This window comes from Kitasatospora sp. NPDC101108, assembly GCF_055584725.1.
Window position 1 is genome coordinate 338861 of record NZ_JBVJLM010000005.1, and the last position, 16054, is coordinate 354914.

Here is a 16054-nt window from a genome sequence, read left to right on the forward strand (position 1 = left end):
GTGGCGGGGTGTCACAACGTGGTCAGCTCGGTGAGGTCGGCTATCACCTCGGAGGCGATCACCGGGTTGAGCTCGGCGAAGGTCGGGAAGGTGCGGTTGCGGGGCCAGTAGTCGCCCGGGCACCTGTCGAGCCACACCGTTTCCACCCGCTGCTCGGGGTAGGAGTCGAACATGCCGACGGCGATGCCGTCCTCCGGGGCGATCACCACGTAGAGGTCGGGCCCGATCCGGCGGGACAGCCACTGCTCGACGCCGTTGTCCTGGGGCTCGCCGCGCCGCCAGCCGCGCCGTTCCATGCCGACCAGCCGGGTGGTGGGCAGCACCGGACCGTTCTCGAAGCGGGTGAGGCGGTGGCCGGCCCGCTCCTCGTCGGTCAGCGTGTACACCGGCCGGCCGAGTTGACGGAACGGCTGCAGGATCTCGTGGTCGGCGAACAGCTGCGACCAGTCGGCGAGGTCGTCGCCGAGCAGGAGCGGGTGCGCCAGCCGGACGGAGGCCGTGGCCGGCAGCGCGAACGCCTCGTCCCGGACGTCCGCCAGGGTGCGGTCCTCGGTGACGCGGAACGCCGTCACCGTGCCGTCGGTCTCGGACAGCCACACCAGGCGGCGCACCAGGTGCCACAGCAGGGGATGCCCGACGAAGAGCTGGTCGAATTCCTGTGCCGTCCATGAGCGTTGGGTGACCATTGCCTCCTCCAGGCGGCGGATCTGGTCCCCTGCCGCCGTGCGGACGTCCTTCTTGAGCGCGGCGAAGCGCTTGCGCTCGGCGGGCGCCAGCTCGGCGTCGTCCCGTGCCCCCGGGGCGGGCAGGTCCTTGCGTCGGGCGCCGGCCGCGTCCAGCACGTACGGCTTGAGCTGCTCGTCGAAGCCGACCGTGAAGGTCCGGGTGCCGTAGTCGATGACGGTGGTCCCGTCGGCGTCCAGCCCGAAGTCCGGGACCAGGCGGTCGGACAGCTGCTCCCCGGTCAGGCCGAGACCGGCTGCCACCTCGGAGATCTTCTCCTGGGCCCGGGTTTTGAGCGCCTTGAACTTCACCCGCTGTGCGATGCCGTGCAGGTGCAGCAGGGCCACGTCGGTGCCGATGGCGGCCAGCACCTCCAGGCCGTCCACCGCCCGGTGGTGGGCCCCCTCGCCCGGCCAGGCACGGAGCACCGGCGTCAGCCGGCGGACCGTCTCGTCGTCGCCGAACCGGCCGAGCACGTGCAGCGCCCAGCCGTCCTGGGCGGGCATGCCGGCCAGCCGCCACTGCTCGAACACCGCCCAGCAGAACTCCGTCAACGACCGCGGCTCGCACAGCCGGGCCGCCTCGTCGAGGCCCGGGTAGAACGCCCCGGGCGCGGACAGCGCGAGCATGGTGAGCACGTGCCGCACCGCCTCGGCGGGCAGGGCGCCCTCACCGCCGCGCAGCAGCAGCTGCGGCAGCATCACCGGCTCCGTCCAGTCGCAGGACGGGGGCAGCTTCGCCGGTAGCGCGGTCACCAGCGGGTCGGCCGACAGCAGTGCGCCCACGGCCTCCTCCGCCTTCGGCCCGTACTCGCCGGCCACCGCGCGCACCGCCGCCGCGCCGTGCGCCTCGGCGATCACCCGCAGGGCCTGCTCGGCGCCGTACCGGGCCGCCCCGGCCTTCCCGAGCGCGGCGGGCACCAGCAACCGGGCCGCGTCCACGCCGTGCCGGGTGAACCATGAACGCGCGGTGCTCCCGGCCGACTTGAGGCGTACCAGCCAGTCCGCCATGCTCTCGGCCACCCGGACGTCCAGGTAGGGAAGCAGCAGGGGCGCGTGCGTGGCCGGGTTCCCCGCCGCTGCGGCCCGGATCGGTCCGAGGGCGTGCGTCCCGAAGCGGGCGGCGACCCGGCGCAGGGAGTCCCCGGAGTGCAAGATGCGCTCACCGACGCGCCACTGCGCGAGCAGGGGCCGGGCCAAGTTCTCGTCGCCGTAGGCGAACAGCGCGAGCTCGGCGTGCTGTCCGCCGCGCAGCCGCGCGTCCTCGGGCTGACCGATCCTGGCCCGGATCGTGGCCGCGACCCGCTGCCATGCGTCGTCCGACCAGCTCGCGTACCAGGGCTCGGAGTTCGCCGCCCACACCTCGCGCTCACCCGGCAGCCACCGCATCTGCGGTTCCTGCGGCGCGCTGAGGCCGGTCAGCACGCGGGGCTTGCCGGCGGAGCGCGGCCGGGTCCACGGCGGGCTGGTGAACAGCTCCGGCAGCGAGTCGGGGCCGACCTCCGGCACCCGCTCGCCCAGGTCGGTGAGCGGCTCGACCAGGGCCGCCTGCTCGGGCGTCAGCTCCGGCAGCAGTTCGAGCGCGGTCGCGCGGTGGACGGCGACGTGGCCGGTGAGGAGCTGCCGGGCGAGCTGCTGCGCGGCCGGGTCGGTGGAGGCCACCGCGGCCTCGGCGAGCAGGCGCAGGGCACGCCGGGGGAAGCGGCGGAGACCGGCCATGAGGGCGGCGCGGGTGGACTTGATGCCGTCCTGCTGGGCCAGCAGCCCCCGGAAACCCTCGTCGGAGGGGAGTTCGGCGAGGGCGTCCAGGATCCGCTTCTTGCCGTCCTTGTGGTGGTAGCTGGTGGTCAGGTCGTGCAGCATCACCGGTGCCGCGTCGCCGCCGAGGCCCTCCGCCACGGTCGCGATGATCTCGGTGGACCATCCGGCATGGCCCAGGCTCGGCAGCGGGGGGAGCTTCTCCAGCGGTTTTGCCGAGGAGAGCGAGCACAGCAGCATCGACCACTCGACGGCGGCCAGTCGAGAGCCCCCCGACGCGACGCACTCCTCGACCCAGGCGGTCTCGGACGGCACCAGGTACGCCGCCACCACCAGGCGGGTCAGGTTGTTCCGGCAGCCCGCCAGGGCCTCGACCGCCGCGCGGTGGGTCTCCTCGTCGCAGTCCGCCAGCAGCGACCGGACCCGGTCCGCGGCGGGACGGTACACGCCGTGCCTCTGGTCGGCCCCGCGCCGGACACGCGGGTGGACGGACTTCTGGCTGGGGCAGATCCAGTCGGTCTCGACCGACGTCGTGAACAGCTCGACGGTGGCCCTGGCCGCGAACGGAAGGCCGAACTCCGCCACCCAGGCGTCCACGGCCGAGCAGACCCCGTTGTTGCTCGGGTACGAGAACACGGCGGCGAGCACCGCCGCACCGAGCGGGTCCCGGCTGCCGGCCTGGTGGGCGCGGGCGGCCGCGACCAGCTCCGGGTCACTGTGCTCCGAGGTGAGCGTCTGCTCCAGCCAGTCCCCCATCTGCCGCAGCCCGTCGCGGTACGAGCTCACCGGCTCCTTCACCGGCGCGGACGGCTTCCGGGGAATGCCGCCCCGGCGCGGGATCAGGGCCCGACGCCAGGCGTCCGGCATGACGAAGACGTCCTCGTCCTCGGGACCGGCGGCCTCGGCCGTGGGCGCGGACACGACGGGCTGCGCCACGGGCACCGGAATCGCTGCCGCACCCGGCTCCGCAGCCGCCCCCGCACCGATCTCGCGGTAGCCCTTGCGCTCCTTCGCGGCGACCGCCTTGGCGAAGTGCGCCTGCGCCTCCTCCACGGTCGGGAACGACTTGACCTGCTCCCGCCCGTCCGTACCGGACCGCCCGAACCGCACGGTCACCGCGACACCGTCGACCGCAGCCTCCCAGAACTTGTCCGAGCCGCCCTCGACGAACTCCCAGCGCCGCACAGCCCCGCCCCTCTCCTCGCACTGATGATCAGGAGACGAACGCTAGCGAGCCCCACCGACAAGTCCCCGGCCGACCGCCCCCGCGCTCACCTCCCCGCCGAAGTCACCGTGCGCCGGCGCCTCGTGCCTCGTGCCTCAGCGAGCGGCGTACACGCTCTGGACGTATCGGCCGTCGCCGATCAGTGACTGGGGCCACGTCTCGGCGTCAATGGCTACTCATCGATCAGTTGTCGCCGAAGTCGAACTTGGCCGCGACGGGTGCGTGGTCGGACCGCCGTTCCGCGTGGGAGGCCGCGCGGAACGGCGGTCGCGTTCCGCGCGGGAGGCCGCGCGCTCGACGCTGGCCTTGACGCACTTGCCCGCGAGGCCCGGACTCGGCACGACGAGTGAGCTCGCCATCGAGCGTGATCGCCGGTCAGAGGAAGCGCCAGAGGTGGTCGGCCGTGCCGTTGTCGTCCCACAGGACGACCTGGGCTCCTGCGGCGGTGGAGGCGCCGGAGACTCCGAGGACTCGGCCGCTGACGGCGGACTGGATGCGGAAGGTGTCGCCGCCGCCGTGCCGTAGGCGCCACCGGTGGTCGGCGGCTCCGTCGTCGGTCCACTGGACGATCCTGGCGCCGTTCGTCGTGCTGCCGCCCTCCACGGCAAGGACCTTGCCGCTGTTGGAGTTCCGAAGCCGCAGGTAGCCGCCGGCGTCGATCACCGCGGTCCACAGGTGGTCCGCGGTGCCGTTGTCGCCCCACTGGATCGCCGGTGCGCCGTCGGCGGTCGACATGGTCAGTACACCCAGCACCAGCCCACTGGCCACGTTCTGGATGCGGCGGGTGCCGCTCGGTACGAACCGCCACTGGCTGGTCGGCGCACCGGTGTCCGCGGCCTGCACCGCGAGGGCCCCTTGGGCGAGGGATCCGCCGGCGATGCCGAGCGGCTTGCCGCTGTTGGCGTTGCGCAGTTCGTACGCGCCGTCGGCCGCCTCGACGACGGACCACCGGTGGTCGGCGGTGCCGTTGTCCGACCACTGGAGCACGGGGGCGTCGTCGGCGGTGGACATGTTCTGTACGCCGAGGACCTTGCCGCTGTTGGCGTTGCGCAGGCGCAGCGCGGTGCCGTCGATCACGAGCCCCCAGTCGTGGTCGGCGGTGCCGGAGTCGGCCCACTGGAGGGCGGACGCGCCGTCCGTGGTGGACATGTCCTGGATGCCCAGAACGAGCCCGCTGGCCGCGTTGAGCAGGCGGAATCCGGTACTCCCGGTGCTCCAGTAGACGGTGTAGTTGAAGCCCTGGGCCTCGTGGAACGGGACGAGGCCGACGGGTGAGCCGTCGGCGGTCGCGGTGAAGGCGAGGCCGGTCGTGCCGGTCCGGGTGATCGACGCCGGGTCGAGGACTGGGAGGGCGGCGAGGGCGGTGCTGCCGTAGTTGCCGCACAGGACGACCGGACCGTAGGTGATCGCGGCGACGTTCGGGTTGTCGTTGGCGGCCCGGAGCGTGACGCGCATGGGCAGTTCGACGGTCACCGTGTCGCCGGAGGTCCAGGAGCGGGTGAGGGTGGCGTAGCTGCCCGGTGTGGTGGCGATGTTCTGGACCGTGCCGTTGACGCTCACGGTGGCGCCGGAGGTCCAGGCGGGAATGCGGATGCGCATCGACCAGGTGCCGCTCACGCTGCCAGTGACCTGGAGCGTCGTGGTGTCCTGCGCCGGGTACGAGGTGGACTGGGTGACCGTGATGCCGCGTTCGGCCCAGGTGAGGACGGTGGGCACGTACAGGTTTACGACGAGGGTGGTGCCGTCGTGGAAGTAGACGGAGTCCGCCAGTTTGGTGTTGGACTCCATGCCGGTGCCCTGGCAGCACCAGAAGGAGTCGTAGTCGGTGCTCCAGGTGCCGCCGCCCCAGGCCGGTCCCACGCCCCGGCGGCCGCCGGGCTTGAGCGGGGTGAAGTAGGTGACGTGCCCGTGGGGATCGGCGGGGTTCTGCGCGCCGACGACGTGGTTGAGCAGGGTGCGCTCGTAGAAGTCGAAGTACGCGGCGTTGGTGGGATCCAACTGCCAGAGCTCGCGGGTGAGTTTGAGCATGTTGTACGAGTTGCAGAGCTCGCAGTTGTCGTTGGTCAGGTAGGCGGCGATGGCGTCGGGGGCGCGGAAGTGCTCGGCCTGGCTGTTCCCGCCGATGGCGTAGCTGTGCGAGGTGGTGCAGATCGTCCATGCGTGCGAGGCGATGTCGCGGTAGCGCGCGGTTCCGGTGGCCCGGTACTCGCGGACGGCACCGATCCACTTCGGCACCTGGGTGTTGGCGTGCAGGCCGTTCAACTGGTCCTGGCCCGCGGCCAGCGGGTCGAACACCGCGGCGTGGTCGAAGCGTTGGGCGACCGCGAGCCAGCGCGCGTCCCCGGTCTGCAGGTGGAGGTCGGCCAGGACCTCGTTCATGCCACCGAACTCGACACCCAGGAGTGCCTGCATCTGGCCGTATCCGAGGCTGCCGGTGCGCTGGTCGACCCAGGCGGCCAGCGCCAGGAGCACGTCCCGGGCCTGGGTGCTGCCCATGAGGCGCCAGACGTCGAGCAGGCCGGCCATGGTCTTGTGGACGCAGTAGTAGGGGACGTTGCCGTTCTTGAGCGTGCCGGACTCCAGCTGGGTGAAGTCCGTCTCGGGGAAGCCCGAGAGGTAGCCGGCGGCGAACCCCGCGGTGGCGTTGTTGGCCTGGCACTTGGCCAGCTCGGCCACCATGTAGGCGGCCTTGTCGCGGCAGGTGGTGTCGCCCGTTCCCGCGTAGGCCTGGGCCCAGGCGCTGAGGAAGTGCCCCTGCACGTGGGTGCGGAAGGGGAACGACGGGGCGTCCCAACCGCCCGTCGCGACGGCCGCGTTGGTGGACAGCCGGTGGTTCGCGCGGAAGTTGTACAGCAGACGGTCGACGTCGACGAAGCGCAGGTACGCCAGGGTCCGGTTCTGGTTGTCGAGCCACCGGCCGCCGGTGAGCCGGACCTGGCCGAGGTCGAACGGCAGCGCCGAGACGCCTATGGCGGCGGCCTCGGCATCCGGGGCGGTGAGACCGAGGTCGAGACCGAGACCGACGGCGGGCGCGACGGCCAGGGCGCCGGTCGCCCGGAGCAGACTGCGGCGGCTCAGGGGAGGGGGCAGCATTGCTGACCTGTTCCTTTCGGGGAGGAAGAACCACCGTGCGCCCATGGAGTGTTAGCGCTAACAAAGCTGCCCGAGGCAGGGCAACTCTGAGGGGCGGGGGGAGAGATGACTGACATCGCGACATCTGCCGTTAACAGGTCCCACGTTTATAGCCCCGCGCGCCGGGCGTGTCCAGAGGTCCGCCGGGCGGGGGATCGTCACTGCCCACCGGTTCTCGACCGACTGCGGCGACGGACCGGCGGTGCCGGCCCGGACCGCGAGTCGAAACTGTGCGTACACTGACCAAGGTTCCATGTGCGATGTCTTGACGGTGCCCCAACGTGTGGCCATAGTGAGGGCCGTCACGGTGCCCCTGAGGTGTCCATTCCATCGTATGCGCGCACCGCTCCTTCTCGGGCGCAACTGTTAGCGCTAACAATCGTCGCCCACCCCCACCCCCTTCCTTTCCCCCACCCCATGGAAGGAGTTCGTTCATGACCGTACGATCGTGGCTGCGCCGTGCCCGGCGGGCGCTGCTGGCGGCGGGGACGACCGCCGTGCTCGCCGCCGGCGTACTCACCGGCACGGCCACCACCTCCCAGGCCGCCACCCAGGGCCCATGCGACATCTACGCCGCCGGCGGCACACCGTGCGTCGCGGCGCACAGCACCACCCGCGCGCTGTTCGCCTCCTACAACGGCCCGCTCTACCAGGTGCAGCGGGCGTCGGACGGCACGACACAGAACATCGGGGTACTGTCCGCCGGAGGCGTCGCCAACGCCGCGGCGCAGGACTCGTTCTGCGCGGGCACCGTGTGCACCATCACCCGCCTCTACGACCAGACCGGTAGCGGCAGCACCCTGGTCTACCAGGGACCCGGCGGGACCGGCGGCGCCGACACGGCGGCCACCGCGACCACCGAAGCGGTGACCGTAAGCGGCCAGAAGGCGTACGCGCTCTACATCAACCCTGGCAACAGCTACTTCGCATACAGCTCCACCTCGGGGGTGCCGACCGGCAGCTCACCCGAGGGCGAGTACATGGTCACCAGCGGCACCCACGTCAACAGCGGCTGCTGCTTCGACTACGGCAACACGGAGATCGACCACAAGGCCGACGGCAACGGCGCCATGGACGCGATCAACTTCGGCACGGAATGCTGGTTCGGCGGTTGCAGCGGAACCGGGCCGTGGGTGCAGGCGGACCTGGAGAACGGCCTGTTCTCCGGCGGCGGCAGGACGTGGAACCCCGACCAGGTCTCGCAGACCAGCCGCTTCGTCACCGCGATGCTCAAGAACAACGGCACCACACACATGGCACTCAAGGGCGCCGACGCCCGGTCCGGGGGCCTGACCCAGCTCTACAGCGGCGCACTGCCCAGCGGATGGAACCCGATGCACAAGCAGGGCGCCATAATCCTCGGCAGCGGAGGCGACTGCTGCCAGACCAACCACAATGCGAGCGCGGGCACCTTCTACGAGGGCGCCATGGTCAAGGGCTACCCCTCCGACGCCACCGACGCCGCGGTCCAGGCCAACATCGCCGCAGCCGGCTACGGCAGCGCCTCGACCGGCACCGGCTCGCTGACGCCCGGCTCCCGGGTCTCCCTGCAGGCCACCACCGCGTGCTGCGCCTCGGACTACCTCCGCCACGACGACGCCGACACCAAGGTCGTCATCTCCGCGATCAACTCCTCCAGCTCGGCCACCGACAAGGCCGACGCCACCTGGATCGTCCGCGCCGGCCTGGCCAACAGCAACTGCATCTCCTTGGAGTCGGCCAACGCATCCGGAAGTTACCTCAGGCACTACGCATTCGAGCTCCACCTCAATCCCAACGACGGGACCACCCAGTTCGCCGCGGACGCCACCTTCTGCCCGCAGCCAGGAAACAGCGGCACAGGCCACTCCCTCCAGTCCTTCAACTACCCGGCCAAGTACATCCGCCACTACGACTTCACCGCCTACATCGCGAGCAACGGCGGCACCAACGCCTGGGACGCCACCTCGTCGTGGGCCCAGGACACCAGCTGGCTCGCGGCCGCCCCCTGGAGCTGACGAGCAGCCCGCCCCGAGTCCGGTGCCGAAGACGGCCGGATCCGCACATCAGCCCCTCCGACCAGCATGCTCGGTCGCCGGTTGCCGAAAAGTCAGATTCGGTGCGGTACGGCTCCGTCCTGCCAGCGGTAGAGGTCGCGCAGCAGGGAAACCTCGGCGCCGTGATGGATCAGCTCCCTGTTGACGTGTAGGACCCTGTTCTCCAGGGGAAACCGCTCGGGACCCGCTGTGGGCGGATTGTCCAGGGCGGCGTCCGAGAGTTCGCGGACCCCCGCGTTCCATCTCCCATACATCTCATCGAGCTGCTTCAGCGCCTCGTCGGCGGTCCCCGCGTAGGCGAATGTCTGGGAGTCGACGTCCTGGCCGCCGAAGTACCATGCGACCCGGTAGCCCAGGCAGGAGACGATGATGTGCGCCAGCCGCCAGGCAATCGTGGTCACCGGCGCTGGCACCAGGTCAGGGGAAGCGGAGTCCATCGTCCATTCCCCCGAACCTTCCGACATCACTGCGGACGACGTGCAGCGTGGGCGGATGCTCCAGCAGCCGCGCACCGGCTCCCAGAAGTACTCCTCATCGGTAAGACCGTCCAGCCGCGGCCGGAGGTTCTTGTGCCAGTGCCAGTCCAGCTGCTCCGCGAGTCGCTCGTTTCTTGTCATTTCCGCACACTACATACAACGGAGACCTGGCTGTGTCCCTCACGGACGCCGTCGCCGGCCGTGGGCCGCGATGTGACAGCCTCGACCGGTGACATGGCGGATGATCAAGACCCGGACTCCCGCCAGAGATCAGCAATGAGTATCCCGAGCGAGCGCCATCCGCATGTTCGACGATGGCGAAGACTCAAAGAGCCTTGACGTACAGCGGTTCGCCGGAGATCACATCACCCTGCCCGTTGCGGGTCAGAACGACGGTGACCTGGTCGTCGAAATCGTCTGACGCGGTGACCTGCGCCCATGTGGTGCCCGCGCACAAGATGTCGATCGTCGCCCGCCCGTTGACAGGCGGCCGGGACGCTGTCCCGATGACCGTGTTGTTCTTGTCGGTCAGGTAGGCGCGCAGCACATCCCCTGACCGGGTGCCCCGGAAGAACACCCCTACCGAGTCCTTGGCGACCGGGACGCGATAGACCGCGAGCCGGTTCGGGTCGCTGGCCCCGGAAAGGTGCTGGCCGCAACTGCCGGCCGGGGCGGCGGTTTGACTGCTGGCCTGCGTCTGCTGACCGCAGGCGGTGAGAGCCAGAAGGGGAAGCGCTACGAGGGCAATGCGTCGTTTCACCATGGTCCCTTGGATGCGTCGTGGCCGCCCCGGGTTCCCGGGACGGCCCACTTAGGTCCGCTCCGACCTCACCGACGCCGAGTGGGTGGTCGTGCGGCCGCTGTTGCCGATCCCGGCCTGGACGAACGGGCAGGGCGGCCGTCCGGAGGGCCTCTGTCATCGGCAGATGTTGGACGCGGTGCGCTACCTGGTCGCGGAGGGCGTGCGCTGGGCGAGCCTCGGTCAAGGACAACGACGCCGGCCGCGACCTGCTGGTGCGCTTGCGCGCCGAACACCCGAAGCCGGCCCGGTGGCCGAGGGTGGCGCCGGCCGGCCCGGCGTGGTGCCCGAGCGGTCCGGTTGACCGGGGCCAGTCACGCGATGGACGGGGCGGTCCCTAGACCCAGCCGGCCGGGGAGCTTTGCCTGTAGGGAGCTGTCAGAACTGGTGGTCGAACACCGCGGTCACCGGCGCGTGGTCGCTCCAGCGTTCGGCGTGGGTGGCAGCGCGTTCGACGTAGGCCTCGATGGCCTTGGCGGCGAGGCCGGGGGTGGCGACCTGGAGGTCGATGCGCCAGCCGGAGTCGTTGTCGAAGGCGCGGCCGCGGTAGGACCACCAGGTGTAGGGGCCGGTGCGGTCGGGGTGGAGGGCGCGGACGACGTCGACGTAGCCGGCCTCGTCGTAGACGCGGGAGAGCCAGGCGCGTTCCTCGGGGAGGAAGCCGGCGGACTTCTGGTTGGCCTTCCAGTTCTTGAGGTCCTCGGGGCGGTGGGCGATGTTCCAGTCGCCGCAGACCACGACCTCGCGGCCGTCGGCGGCGGCGCGGGCGCGCAGGGCGGTGAGGTGGACGAGGAATTCCGCCATGAAGCGTTCCTTCTCGTCCTGGCGCTCAGTGCCGACCTCGCCGGAGGGCAGGTAGAGGCTGGCGACGGTCAGGCCCGGGAGGTCGATTTCGACGTACCGGCCGGAATTGTCGAATTCCTCCGATCCGAATCCGATCGCGGTGCGCTGCGGCTCCTGGCGGGAGAGGATCGCGACGCCGGCCCGGCCCTTGGCGACGGACGGGGCCCAGACCGCGTGCCAGCCGTCCAGGTCGCGCAGTTCGACGGGCAGCTGCGCGGGCTCGGAGCGCACCTCCTGGAGGCAGATCACGTCCGCCTCCGTTCCGGCCAGCCACTCGACGAAGCCCTTCTTGGCGGCCGCCCGGATTCCGTTCACGTTCACACTCGTCACCACGATCACCCGGGCAGCCTACCCATTGGTCGTGTCCGTCCCGAACCGTGACGCGCGGCAGGGGGCCGTGGCGCGGCGCCGGCGCGGGCTGTCGTGAACGCGGCATGAATGTTCGCGAACGCCGCATCAAGCCGTGCCATTGGTCTTGACCATCTCCGGACGCAGCACCTAGGGTCACTTACTGCAAGGACCTTTAATAAAGAAGGACGGATAAAGGCTCGCTCTCCCACCTGCCGCAACAGCGGGCAGCGGGCCCGGGATCCGCCCTCCTTGTCGTAGGGCGGACAGGACCAGGTGGAGGACACGGTGGGCACGGTCGGGACGACAGGACAGCTTTCGGCGGTGCCGGAACCGAAGTACTGGCACCTGCGCACGGTGCTGCTGCGGGCCATCGACTCGGAGTTCTCCACCGGTGAGGTCCTGCCCAACGAGCGCGAGCTCTCCGCCCGCTTCGGGGTCGCCCGGGCGACGCTGCGGCAGGCCCTGGACCAGCTGGAGCTGGAGGGCCGGCTGGTCCGCCGCCGGGGGATCGGCACCCTGATCGCCGCCCCGCGGGTCGGCGTCCCGGTCAACCGGCAGGAGGAGGGCTGGCCCGGCGCCGGCCGCAGCCAGGCCTGGCGCACGGTGGACTGCACCACCGCCCCGGCCTCCGCGCAGCTGGCCAAGGACCTCGGCATCGCCGAGGGCGCCACCGTGCACACCGTCCGCCGGGTCCGCCTGGTCGAGGGCCGCGCGATGGCCAGCGAGTCGCTGCACGTCCCGGCCTCGGCCCTGCCGCACCTGCCCGGCTTCCGCGCCGAGAGCGACCGGGCCCGCTCGGTGCTGCGCCAGCTGGAGCGCCTGGAGGTGGACGGCGAGTCCCGGGCCGTCGAGCTCGGTGTCGCCGAAGCCGACGAGGCCGCCCTGCTGGAGCGCCCCCCGGGCACCCCGGTGCTGGTCATGACCACCCAGTACGCCTCGGCCGGCCGCCTGGTGGCGCTCGCCGTCTCCACCTACCGGGCGGACACCTGCAAGCTGACCTTCGGCGAGACCGGCCTGGTCGAGGTCACCCCGGTCGCCGCGAGCCCCGAGGTCCGCACCGCCTCCTGAACCAGCCCGCACCCACCCTCGGACAGCGGCCCGGACGCCAACTGGCTTCCGGGCCGCTGTCGTTGGGCGAAGCTCACACCCGGGGCGGAGCTCACACCCGGGGCGGAGCTCACACCCGGGGTGGGTCCACCGCGAAGAGCTGGTCCTCCACGTGGTCCAGGGCGACCCGCAGCGCGCCCATGGAGACGACCTCCGAGCCCAGCGCCGCCAGCGCCACCTCCGGCGCCCGCAGGGTGAACTGGGACAGCCGCTCGCGTAGGGGTTCCAGGACGCCGTCCAGGCCGGCCGCCCAGCCGCCGATGACCACCAGCTGGGGGTCGATGGCGAGGACGAGGGCGGCGACGCCCTGGACGAGGCGGGTCAGGAAGCGGTCCATGGCGACCTTGGCGACCTCGTCGCCCTCCCGGGCGAGCCGCAGGACGCGGGCGACGGCGGCCTCGTCGAGGGGGTTGAGCGGTTTGCCGGTGGTGGAGAGCAGCTTCTCCGGGGTGACCTCCTGGCCGAGCAGGTGCAGGGCGCCGATCTCGCCGGCGGCGCCGCCGTAGCCGCGGTGGAGCTTGCCGTTGATGAGCGAGCCGGCGCCGGGGCTGAGGCCGGCCATCACGAAGACCACGTCGTCGGCGCCGACGGCCGCGCCCTGCCAGTGTTCGGCGATGGCGGCGAGGTTGGCGTCGTTCTCGATCAGGACGGGGCAGCGGAAGGAGCGCCGCAGGCGGGCGCCGAGGTCGAGGCCGGTCCAGCCGGGCATCGCGGTGCCGAGCCGGATGGTGCCCTCGCGGTCGACGATGCCGGGAGTGCCGATGCCGACGGCCCACAGGTTGTCCCGGGAGACGCCCGCCTTGCGCAGCACCTCGGCGACGGCCGCGCGGACGGCGGTGAGGCGCTCCTCGGCGTCCAGGGTCTCGTCGACCGGCTTGAAGTGACTGCCCACCACCTCGCCGGCGAGGTCGGCGAGGATGACCCGGATGTCGTGCACGCCGATCTCGATGCCGAGGATGTGCCCGGCCTCGGCGCGGAAGCGGAACCAGCGGGCCGGGCGGCCACGGCGGCCGGTGCCCGGCTGGCCGTCCTCCCGGGGCTGCTCGACCTCGGCGACCAGTCCGGTCTCGACCAGGCCCTCGATCACGCCCTCGACGGTCGGCCGGGAGAGCCCGGTCTCGCCGACGAGCTGAGTGAGGGTCACGGAGTGGCCGGTCCGCAGCGCCCTGAGCGTGACCGCGGCGTTGATCCGCCGCAGCAGCGAGGAGTCTCCTCCGGTGAGCCGATCCGCCAATGCGATGCCCTTCGCCGTTCGCGCGACTGCCCTGGCGCGCGGTGTCGAGTGCGCGGAGCCCACCGAATGGCCCGCAGGGGTCTGCCCCCGGTGCACCGGCACGGGCGGCGCGCCGCCGCCCGCGGGAAGGCCCGGGGGAAGGCCCGGGGGACAAGCCGGAGCCTACCGGGGGACCGTCCGGCGCGGCGAGGATTCCCGCAGCTCACCTGGGCTTCGGTATCGAAATGGTACGGATCGGGTGGCGGTACGTGACCCTTGCTTCACCGGTCGGCCACGGCCGGCCCCCGCCCCGGCCGCCGGCCCCGTACGGACCAGCGCGAGCGCACCGACAGCAGCGAGCCGACGCTGAGCCAGGAGCACGCCGAGAACGCGCTGAAGACCGAGCCGGCCGAGCCGACGGACAGCACGCTGCCGACCGATCCGATCGAGAGGACGGACCCGACCGAGCCGATGGACAGCAGCGAGCCGATGGAACCGATGGAGCCGATCGAGCCGAGGGAGGCCCGGGAGCGGATCGAACGCACAGGAGCGGCCATGCGCCCGATCGTAGCCGCACCTGCCGAGGGCGCGCCCCGGAGTCGCGAGCTTGCGCTCCCTCAGCGGGCCCGTCCCGGAGTCGCGAACTTGCGCTCCCTCAGCGGGCCCGTCCCGGAGTCGCGAGCTTGCGCTCCCTCAGCGGGCCCCGTCCCGCAGTCAGTCGACCCGCGCCGCGAACAGCCCCTGCCCCAGCAGCCCGATCGGGTGCCCGTCCGCCGGCAGGGTGAGCACGGTGGGGCAGCCCGCCGCGGAGAGGGCGGCCCGCCAGTGGTCGGCCGGGTGGGCGGTGAGGCCGCGGGGGTCGCCGGTGATCAGCAGGTCGAGCTGTTCGGCGACGGGTGCGAGCAGCAGCAGCCGGCCGCCGGGGGCGAGTTGGTCGACGAGCGCCGGGACCTCCTCGTCGGGGCGGCCGGCGGCGGTGGCGACCACGAGGTCGTAGCGCCCGCCGTCGGGGGTGAGGTGGTGGTCGGCGTTCTGCCGGGGCCGGGCGGCCAGGGCGCGGGCGACGGCGGTCTCGGCGCCGTCGCGGTCGGGTTCGAGGACCCGCAGCGGCCGCGGTCCGTCGTGCGCCTCGGCGGTGGCGCGCACGAGCGCGCCGAGTGCGGCGCCGAGGTAGCCGCGGGCGGCGGCCCAGCGGACCGGGGCGACGGCGGGGCGGGGCGCCTCCTGGCCGGTGAGCAGCTTGGGCAGGCGCAGGGCGCCGCGCCGGACCCGGTCGAGGACGGGGGCGGTGCCGAGGCCGTCGGCCCAGCTCTCGACGGCGGGGCGCCAGGCCTCCCGGACCTCGGCGGCGGTGAGTTCGGGGGCGCCGTGGAAGAGCGGGCCCTGGGCGCCGCCGCCCTGGCGGGTGATCAGACCGTGCCGGGCGAGGGCGTCCAGCCAGCGGCCGACCCGGGGGCGCTGGGCGGGGGTGACCAGGGCGGTGGCGAGGAGTTCGGCCTCCGACCAGCCGCGGGCGGGGTCGGTGAGCACTCCGGCCTGCTGGAGGGTGTGCAGCAGGGCGGTGAGGACGGCCCGGTCGAGGTGGGCGCCGAACTCGGTGACCTGGTCGGCGGTGACGCCGATGCCGTACTTCCAGGCGGCGGCGGTGGCGGCCTCGGCGTCGGCGCGCAGCCGGCGGTCGGCGGCCTCGGCCTGGCTGTGCGGGGCGCGGACGTGGGCGAGGACCGCGCCGAGGGCGTCGACGGCGGCGTACACGTCGTCCTGTCGGGGTTCGGGTCCGACGTGCAGGACCAGGCGCAGCGCGCTGAGGTCGTGCTCGGCCAGTCCGGGCTGGCGGCTGAGCCGCCAGAGCAGGGTGGAGGGCAGGCTGAGGTGGGTGGTGCCGTTGGCGGCGAGGGCGCTGAGCTGCTGCTCGGGCTGCTGGTCGGGGTCGGCGCAGTGCACGGTGCCGCCGGCCAGCAGGGTGGCCAGGGCGAGTTCGACGGCGAGTTCGGTGGCCGGGTGCAGCACGGTGTGCCGGATCGGCGGCGGGCCGAGGACGCCGGCCCAGTGGCGGAGCCGTGCCTCGGCGGTGCGGGCGGCGGAGGGCGCCAGGGCGGCGTGTTCGGCGACGCGTTCGGCGAGGGCCCGGGGCAGGCCGCCCGGCGGGGAGACGCCGAGCAGCAGGCCGGTGCCGCTGATCGTGCGTCCGTCGGCGACGACGGCGGGCCGGTCGCCGAGCTCGCGCAGCGCGCTGACCAGCGCAGGGGTCGAGGCCAAGGTGATCACTCCGGGGTACGGGGGAGAAGCCGCACCACTGAACCATGCGGCCGGGTCGGGAGCGGTCGGAGCCTGGTCAAAATTCGGTAATGATTTTCATATCGGCCAGCCAAGCGGCGAGGGGAATCCCGCC

Annotated in this window: 10 protein-coding genes and 1 pseudogene; 3 read left to right on the forward strand and 8 right to left on the reverse strand. The window is 72.3% G+C overall.

Annotated features, from left to right (window positions below; genetic code table 11):
- Positions 1-11 precede the first annotated feature (11 nt).
- Positions 12-3665: a WGR and DUF4132 domain-containing protein gene (locus ACZ6Z8_RS14425; RefSeq protein ID WP_465609554.1), complete on the reverse strand. Its 3654-nt coding sequence runs from the start codon at positions 3663-3665 to the stop codon at positions 12-14.
- A gap of 415 nt (positions 3666-4080) precedes the next feature.
- Positions 4081-6795 carry a beta-L-arabinofuranosidase domain-containing protein gene (locus ACZ6Z8_RS14430; RefSeq protein ID WP_465609858.1) on the reverse strand — a complete coding sequence of 905 codons (2715 nt, stop codon included), beginning with the start codon at positions 6793-6795 and terminating at the stop codon, positions 4081-4083.
- Positions 6796-7271: 476 nt separating this feature from the next.
- Here ACZ6Z8_RS14430 and ACZ6Z8_RS14435 point away from each other — a divergent pair, with 476 nt between their 5' ends.
- Positions 7272-8834 carry an alpha-L-arabinofuranosidase B gene (locus tag ACZ6Z8_RS14435; RefSeq protein ID WP_465609556.1) on the forward strand — a complete coding sequence of 521 codons (1563 nt, stop codon included), beginning with the start codon at positions 7272-7274 and terminating at the stop codon, positions 8832-8834.
- 92 nt (positions 8835-8926) lie between these two features.
- Here the strand turns inward: ACZ6Z8_RS14435 and ACZ6Z8_RS14440 are convergent, their stop codons facing one another.
- Both ACZ6Z8_RS14440 and ACZ6Z8_RS14445 read right to left on the reverse strand, forming a co-directional pair.
- A complete protein-coding gene (locus ACZ6Z8_RS14440; RefSeq protein ID WP_465609558.1) occupies positions 8927-9490 on the reverse strand; it encodes a DinB family protein in 564 nt (187 codons plus the stop codon).
- A gap of 184 nt (positions 9491-9674) precedes the next feature.
- Positions 9675-10112, reverse strand: a complete 438-nt coding sequence (locus tag ACZ6Z8_RS14445; RefSeq protein WP_465609560.1) for a hypothetical protein — start codon at positions 10110-10112, stop codon at positions 9675-9677.
- A gap of 76 nt (positions 10113-10188) precedes the next feature.
- Here ACZ6Z8_RS14445 and ACZ6Z8_RS14450 point away from each other — a divergent pair.
- Positions 10189-10452, forward strand: a pseudogene (locus ACZ6Z8_RS14450) (transposase); the annotation flags it as partial.
- Positions 10453-10526: 74 nt separating this feature from the next.
- On the opposite strand, the gene ACZ6Z8_RS14455 reads toward ACZ6Z8_RS14450, so the two are convergent.
- A complete protein-coding gene (locus ACZ6Z8_RS14455) occupies positions 10527-11330 on the reverse strand; it encodes an exodeoxyribonuclease III (RefSeq protein ID WP_465609561.1) in 804 nt (267 codons plus the stop codon).
- A gap of 333 nt (positions 11331-11663) precedes the next feature.
- On the opposite strand from ACZ6Z8_RS14455, the gene ACZ6Z8_RS14460 reads away from it, so the two are divergent.
- The gene (locus ACZ6Z8_RS14460) at positions 11664-12410 is read left to right on the forward strand and encodes a GntR family transcriptional regulator (RefSeq protein ID WP_465609563.1); all 747 of its coding nucleotides are present in this window, start codon (positions 11664-11666) and stop codon (positions 12408-12410) included.
- A gap of 109 nt (positions 12411-12519) precedes the next feature.
- On the opposite strand, the gene ACZ6Z8_RS14465 is transcribed toward ACZ6Z8_RS14460, so the two are convergent.
- The 3 genes from ACZ6Z8_RS14465 to ACZ6Z8_RS14475 all read right to left on the reverse strand — a co-directional run bounded on the left by ACZ6Z8_RS14465 (position 12520) and on the right by ACZ6Z8_RS14475 (position 15921).
- Positions 12520-13683, reverse strand: a complete 1164-nt coding sequence (locus ACZ6Z8_RS14465; RefSeq protein WP_465609565.1) for an ROK family protein — start codon at positions 13681-13683, stop codon at positions 12520-12522.
- A 260-nt stretch (positions 13684-13943) separates the two neighbouring features.
- Positions 13944-14219, reverse strand: a complete 276-nt coding sequence (locus tag ACZ6Z8_RS14470) for a hypothetical protein (RefSeq protein WP_465609567.1) — start codon at positions 14217-14219, stop codon at positions 13944-13946.
- 157 nt (positions 14220-14376) lie between these two features.
- Complete coding sequence (locus ACZ6Z8_RS14475) at positions 14377-15921, reverse strand: hypothetical protein (protein WP_465609569.1); 1545 nt, start codon at positions 15919-15921, stop codon at positions 14377-14379.
- Between the last annotated feature and the right edge of the window lie 133 nt (positions 15922-16054).

What these genes read in the sequence shown, in the direction of transcription:
- ACZ6Z8_RS14435 (WP_465609556.1), top strand. Translation starts at nt 7,272, where the DNA reads ATGACCGTACGATCGTGGCTGCGCCGTGCCCGGCGGGCGCTGCTGGCG.
- ACZ6Z8_RS14440 (WP_465609558.1), bottom strand. Translation starts at nt 9,490, where the DNA reads ATGACAAGAAACGAGCGACTCGCGGAGCAGCTGGACTGGCACTGGCAC.
- ACZ6Z8_RS14445 (WP_465609560.1), bottom strand. Translation starts at nt 10,112, where the DNA reads ATGGTGAAACGACGCATTGCCCTCGTAGCGCTTCCCCTTCTGGCTCTC.
- ACZ6Z8_RS14470 (WP_465609567.1), bottom strand. Translation starts at nt 14,219, where the DNA reads ATGGCCGCTCCTGTGCGTTCGATCCGCTCCCGGGCCTCCCTCGGCTCG.